Source organism: Paenibacillus sp. GM2 (assembly GCF_900069005.2).
In the GTDB taxonomy this organism is placed as follows: Bacteria; Bacillota; Bacilli; order Paenibacillales; family Paenibacillaceae; genus Fontibacillus.
On the sequence record NZ_LN831277.1, the window covers coordinates 516,743 to 523,774 of the forward strand.

General features: G+C 48.0%; 4 protein-coding genes and 1 pseudogene. All 5 read left to right on the top strand.

Annotated features, from left to right (window positions below):
- The first annotated feature begins 333 nt into the window (after positions 1 to 333).
- On the top strand, positions 334 to 3,072 hold the full coding sequence (locus BN1360_RS05805) for a stalk domain-containing protein (RefSeq protein WP_082789951.1): 2,739 nt from the start codon (positions 334 to 336) through the stop codon (positions 3,070 to 3,072).
- 46 nt (positions 3,073 to 3,118) lie between these two features.
- The gene (locus BN1360_RS05810; protein WP_267490879.1) at positions 3,119 to 4,300 is read left to right on the top strand and encodes a sensor histidine kinase; all 1,182 of its coding nucleotides are present in this window, start codon (positions 3,119 to 3,121) and stop codon (positions 4,298 to 4,300) included.
- Positions 4,293 to 5,021, top strand: a complete 729-nt coding sequence (locus BN1360_RS05815) for a response regulator (protein WP_068778950.1) — start codon at positions 4,293 to 4,295, stop codon at positions 5,019 to 5,021. The genes BN1360_RS05810 and BN1360_RS05815 overlap by 8 nt, the downstream gene beginning before the upstream one ends.
- 328 nt (positions 5,022 to 5,349) lie before the next feature.
- The gene (locus tag BN1360_RS05820; protein WP_068778952.1) at positions 5,350 to 5,787 is read left to right on the top strand and encodes a hypothetical protein; all 438 of its coding nucleotides are present in this window, start codon (positions 5,350 to 5,352) and stop codon (positions 5,785 to 5,787) included.
- A 354-nt stretch (positions 5,788 to 6,141) separates the two neighbouring features.
- Positions 6,142 to 7,032 (top strand): annotated as a pseudogene (locus tag BN1360_RS05825) (hypothetical protein); the annotation flags it as partial.

The window sequence follows — 7,032 nt, forward strand, 5'->3', positions numbered from 1 at the left end:
ATTGGATTTCCTACAGTAAAATTGCCTGAAACATCGAGTTTTGAAGCAAAACGCGGAATTTAGTTGTACTTTTTACAACTCATTCTCAATGAATGTGAGTATCGACCAAAACAGTTGTAGCATTTTCACTTATTTTCCAAAGTAGCTAGCGATTAAGTTAGAGAACAGGAGTTTTTCCAAGTTTCTCCCTAATTCTCCTCCGATCCTAAGAAAATTACTACTTTTTCGTAACTTTTTTGGAGAAATGTAGTCTATTAATAGTGTAATAGATTGTTGTGAGAGAGATAGATGGAATTGATTATTGTATAAAAAGATGGGAGAGTAGCAAATTTCATGGTAGTCAGAAAAGAGGTAACTGGACAAGGGACGACGGAAAAAGAAAACAAGTGGGTACGTATGGCAGCGAATCACGGGAAAAAGCTGATGCTGGTAACGATGGCCGGACTAATATGGATTCAGCCTGTGGTAAGCCTGGGGCCATTTAGCGGGAATGCTTCGACCGCTCATGCGGCGGCGGAACAGACGGTGAAGCTGAGTGATGACATTGTTACATCGGGTGCCAGACTCGTAAAATATCAATATACGACGACACGCTCAGGCAAGCAAGTTAAGGTGTTGACCGATGTGATTGAAGTTGATCTAACCAATCCATATGTACAACTGGATGTTATGACGGGCAAGGGGGGACAATTAACGACTAGACAGACGGTCCAGGGCATGACGAATGACACAGGTGCCGTGGCTGGGGTTAATGGCGATTTCTTCCCTATGAGTGGACAAGGAGTACCCATGGGCGGCGCGGTGTCTCAGGGAACAGTAGTCACAAGCCCATCTCAGCTGGAGGGGATGTATGCGTTTGCCGTAACGAATGACGGTACGCCAATGATTGATAGATTTGAGTTTAATGGAACGGTGTTTGCGGCAGATGGGGCGACCTTCCCGCTTTCCGGCATCAATCAGGAGGCTTATCGCACGGAACCGGATAAAGCCTATAGCCATGTAAATCAAATGTATATCTACACCAGCGCGTGGAAATCGGAGACGCGTCCTGCGGACAGCTCGACGACACCAACGGAGGTATTGGTTCAGAACGGCATTGTTCAGCAAATCTCTATAAAATCAGCGATTCCAGGCCCCGTACCTGCGGACGGCTATATTTTGCGTGCTCATGGACAAGCGGCTGATTTTATTGCCAGCCATCTATCTATCGGGCAGCAAATCGATACGAACTATGAGCTTCGCTCTCTGACTAGCGGACAAGAGATCAATCCGGCTAATCTTAAAATGATGATCGGCGGTCATACTTTGCTGGTCGATCAGGGGAAGGCTTCCCAGTTCACTCGACCGACGACTTCGATCAGCGGCAGCAGTGCAGTGGCTAGAACTGCAGTGGGATACTCGAAGGACGGCAAAACAGCGTACATCATTACGGCGGAGAAGAACAATAACAGCAGCGGCCTGACGCTGGCGGAATTACAGAAGTTTATGACCAGCATCGGTGTCTGGAAAGGCTTGAATCTTGACGGCGGAGGGTCGACAACGATGGTGACGCGTCCGCTTGCCGAGACATCGACTACACTCACTTTTACGACCTCTAATGGATCGGCGGGGCAACGTGCCGTAGCAAATGGCCTTGGCGTATTCTCAACGGCTCCGCAAGGAACGCTGAAGGGACTCAAGGTTAGCGGCCCGTCTACTTTAATGATAGGGCAGACAGCTTCCTACAGCTTGAAAGGATATGATACGTATTACAACCCGGTTGATGCTTCGGGCATTCAAGCGAGTTGGAAGTCGGATAATGGAAATGTAACCTGGACAGGAGATGGCTTTAAAGCTGTTAAATCCGGCAAATCGCAAATTACCGCTGTGAGTGGAGATGCCAAGAACAGCATGAATGTTACCGTGCTTGGTGGCAGCGATCTGGACAGCTTGAGTGCGGGAATCTCCTCTGCACCGCTTGAGGCAGGAACTTCAGTTAGTGTAGCAGTAACAGCCACGTTGAAGAACGGCAGTACTGTGACGGTTCCGGCAGAAGCGGTGAAATGGGAAATGACCGGGATGAAGGCGAGCGTGAAGGATGGCGTGCTCTCTGTACAATCCGTGAATGCGGGTGCCAAGGTGGGTTATGCAACTCCTAAATATGATGGTTTCAGCGGAACACCAATCGTATTTACTACTTCATCCGAGCAAATCTGGGAGAATTTTGAGAATACTTCTTATCCGGTATCCTTTACAGGCTTGCCAGCTGAAGTGAAAGGAACTGCAGCAGTGGTTCAAGGGACAGATGATCGCGCAAATTCGAAAGTTCTAAAGCTTGATTATGATCTGACGGGCGGGGTAGGCAATAAATTTGGCTACGCACAGCTAAACGGTACCACGGGCAAAGAAATTCCGAAAGATTCAACTAAAATGACGATCGATGTCCTGGGTGATTCCAGCTTGAATTGGCTGCGCGCTGAGTTTGCAGATGCCGACGGAAAGAGCGTCTATGTCGATTTGACCAAGCAGATTGACTTCACGGGCTGGAGAACGCTGGCAGTGGATCTGACAGCGAGCGCTATGAAATATCCGGTTAAGCTTAAGCGGCTCTATATCGTAAATCTCGAAGAAGGTCAGGATGAGCGTGCGCTTACGGGCAGCGTATCCTTTGACAATATTCGTTTCACTGCTCCGGCTATGGACGGCGGCACAGGCTTGCCAAGTGCCAATGCAGTGATGACCATTGGACAAAAGACCATGCTCGTTAATGGACAGAAGAAAAATATGGATGTTGCTCCGTTGCTGAAGAGTAATACGACATATATTCCAGTCAAATATGTGCTTGATTCTTTTGGTGGCAGCGCGGCCTGGAATAATACAGCTAAGAAAATTACGGTAACTCGGGGTACGACAGTACTTGAGCTTACTGTAAACAAGAAGGAATTCATTCTTAATGGTTCCAAAAAACAGGCTGATGTATCGCCTATTATCGTGGATGGTAGGACTCTAGTCCCTCTTCGTCTAGTATCAGAGCAGCTGGGGATCATGGTAAAATGGGACAAGAAAACCAAATCCATCACCCTAGAATCATGATATGATGATTGGTAATAGACGGTTTTTGGAAATGGAGTAGGTCAAAGTGGCGGATTATCAAGATCAGGCTGATGCGATTGATCGCGTTATTAAGAACGCCGTGGGCGTTATGGAGAATAGTAAAATTCAAATTCTGGAAATACTAGAATCTGCGCGTGATGAGCTAAGGACGCTGAACAATGAGCTGCAACAGGTTATGAAGGAAACCGCGGAGACCGTGGAGAAGGTGGACCAGCTCGAAATCAATTATCGCAGATCCCGCATCCGGCTGACGGAAGTCAGCCGGGATTTTGTGCGGTATAATGAAGAGGATATCAAGCAGGCCTATGAAAAGGCTACACAGCTTCAATTGGATCTATTAATCTATCGGGAAAAAGAGATGTATCTCAAGGCCCGGCGCGATGAACTGCAGAAAAGAGTACGCGGTGTAGAGAAGTCAGTAGAGCGCGCAGAAACAGTAAGTGCGCAAATGGGCGTAGTGCTTGAGTACCTGTCCGGTGAGCTTGGTCAAGTGACAAGAATCCTTGAATCGGCCAAAAATCGCCAGATGTTAGGCCTTAAGATCATTTTGGCACAGGAAGAAGAGCGCAAACGCATCTCGCGGGAAATTCATGATGGGCCTGCGCAACTACTTGCCAATTTAGTTCTTAGGACGGAAATTGTAGAAAGAATGCTCGCAAAGCAGGAATTTAAGATGGTACAGGACGAAATAATAGATTTGAAAAGACAAGTTCGCTTCAGCTTGGAAGAAATGCGGAAGGTCATTTTCAATTTGCGTCCGATGGCCCTGGATGATCTGGGACTAATTCCGGCTGTGCGGAAGTATGTACATGATTTTGAAGAGAGAACGAAGATCAGAGCTACCTTTGAGACCAAGGGCAAGGAACAGCGGATGACCTCTCCTATGGAGGCGGCGATTTTCCGGCTGATCCAGGAAGCTCTGACCAATGCAGCTAAACATGCATGTCCGACCTTCGTTGGCGTGGAGATTACTTACCAAGCGCAGCTCGTCAAAATTGTCGTACAAGACAATGGCCTCGGTTTCAGAGTAGATCAACTGGAGCAAGAGACAAAAGGACATACCCACTTCGGGCTGATTGGCATGAGGGAACGGGTAGAACTCCTGGAAGGCAGAATGGACATTGAATCAGCGGAAAATATGGGAACGAAAATTATTATCCACATTCCGACAAACGCAGATAAGGGAAAGGAGAACCTAGATGGATAATCACAATGTAAATGATGGTCAGGCAATAAAGGTCCTCTTAGCTGATGATCACCAATTGTTTCGTGAAGGATTAAAACGGATATTAAATATGGAAGAGGATATCGAAGTGATTGGTGAATGCAGTGACGGTTCTCAGGTACTAGAGAGCTGTCGTCTTTACGAACCGGAAATCGTGCTTATGGATATCAACATGCCGATCTTGAACGGAGTCGATGCGACAGCTGAGCTTCGCGAGGCTTTGCCGGAAGTGAAGGTTATTATACTATCGATTCATGATGACGAGAGCTACGTATTTGAGACCCTGCGCAAAGGTGCGACTGGTTATTTGTTGAAGGATATGGAGGCAGAGTCGCTGATCAATGCGATTCGTACGGTTGCCGAAGGCAACGCCTTTATTCATCCTAAGGTAACAGGCAAGCTGATTCAACAGCTGCGACGGATGGAATATTTGAGCGAGACAGGTGCGATCTCCGAGGATAATGCGATACGAGAAGCCGGAGTTAAATTCGTTGCTGGCGATAACAATCCTCTAACACGCAGAGAAGCCGAGGTATTGAGGCTAATGGCTGAGGGCCGCAGCAATAAGACGATTGGCGAGCATTTGTTCATTAGTGAGAAAACAGTAAAAAACCATGTGAGCAGCATTCTGCAAAAAATGGATGTTGATGATCGTACACAAGCGGTTATTAATGCGATCAAGTTCGGTTGGGTTACTCTTTAATTACTGCTGAAGGATAAGCATTAGCGGGGATGGGAGTGACTGGTTTTTTTGTTGCCCGAGCCTTCCATTATATTCATTAAATTGAAAAGAGAGGCGAGTTCATAGCCTTTTGGATATTTTGCATAGGTGTAAAGCTGGGTACATATAGTGCGCGTTTCAAAAGCAGGCTTTTGGAAAAAATCATATAGTTTATACAATCTGTCCATTTCGTTTGAGCCCAGTAACCGACCTCCTGAAAGCGGCATATATTGTCGGTATAAGCGAGTTCGAATCGTTCTACCCAGGTGAGGGCGAGCGGTCTGAGCGACCTCTACAGGGAGGTGAGTCCATGTTTCCATATATGGGTTGGATTCTGTTCGGTTACGGTTTAGCAGCGGCGATGGTGCATTTGGTACACGGACAATATTTACGTATGCAGTCGAGAACTCATAAGCGGTTGCATTATGTTCTGGTGACCCACAATCATGAACAGCAAATGGAGTGGTATTTAAGGGCTTTGTCTTGGTATGGACAGTGGCGCGGTAATGTGGTAAAGGTGACTGTCCTGGATGAGGAATCAGAGGACAATACGCTAGCGATCGCAGAGCGGCTCGGCCATCAGAATGGGATGGAGCTGAAGCTTACCCGCCTCGCGGCGGTGAGCGAAGAGGATATGAGACGGTATATGCTGTCCGCGGAAGAGCAGCAGGACGAGGGAGAGCATCGGCTTTATATCGATCTCCGTTCGCCCGGGGAGGCGAATAAAATACCCTATGTTCAGGTGTGAACAGCTGGCATCCGTCAGAAATTCAAGTTCCGGCGGTTTTAGCATAACAACGGAATATAACGTTTTTAAAGTGTGAAGCACACTCTTTTATGGCTTAGGCCGGGAGTGTGCTTTTTTTGTGTGATGGGGGTGAGGCAGGTACAAATAGAGAGTTGCATTTCTAAGTCCACTAAGTTTTGAAATCGGTGAAAATAGTTGCGCGCATGCGTCTAAGTGATCGTTTTTACGCAAATATCTTCGAATCGGTGTGTTTATGCGTTTAACGGAAATTACATATCATTGTTCTCTTGTTAGTTCTGGTCCATAACAGGACCAGGTGGGAAAGAAAACTCTCTTTTAAAGGAGGAACAAGCAATGAAGGTGGCTGTATATGCGGTTAGGTTGGTGCGAATCTGGAAGTTGATGATCAGTCTCGATATGGGTACAGATTTAGGCTGGTGTCTGGAAGGGAGAGGATGGATTGTTGCAGAGAAAGGTAGACACGGTTTAGGGTCGGGACTTCAGCTTGAAAGATGCTCGGGGATGCTTCTTTTGTCTATGTCTATGCCGCTCGGTTGGGCAGTGCAGCTTCGCGATTTATTTCAATCAAAGCCAGAGATGGATCACTGGAAGCTGAAGCGGTGGCATGAATACATACGTGGAGCTCTCAAAGGGGAGCTAGAGCAAGAAAGAAGAGGGAGTGTAGGTGGATATAACGATGAGGAGGATTTGTTGGGATTAAACTCTGGTGATCTGTTGTGGACAAGGCGGAAAGGGCTGACCCCCTCTGGTGCGAGGATAGTGAAGCAATATGGGAGGGGAGAAAGCGTCGCTTCGGATGTCTTTGGTGGGGGAGTCGGAGGAGAGGAGACCGGGGATTGGAATGGGGAAGGATTGGACAGGATTGCTGAGAGATCTCGATTTGAAATGACCCAGAATGGGGTCGGAGCTGGAGAAGGATCGAGTGGTGCAATGGGAGGTAAGGAGTATGGCAATAGCGGGGGGGCCTGGATGGCGGGAGTACAGCGGGTAGAAATGCTGGATCGGATGGTGCGGCGTGGAGCGAAGTTGACTGGGCTGATCATGCAGCCCAAGCAGGTAGAGATGGATGTGCTAGCGGGTCGTATAGCAGTCGCGCTGGAGGGGCGTTCGCTGCTGGAGGCGGAGCTGCAGCAGCTTCTGGCGGAGCGCCTACCGGAGCTTGTCCCGGTGTGGCGCTCCGTCATTCAGCACGCGCACCTGCAAGGGCGCGTGCAGCTCACCGCG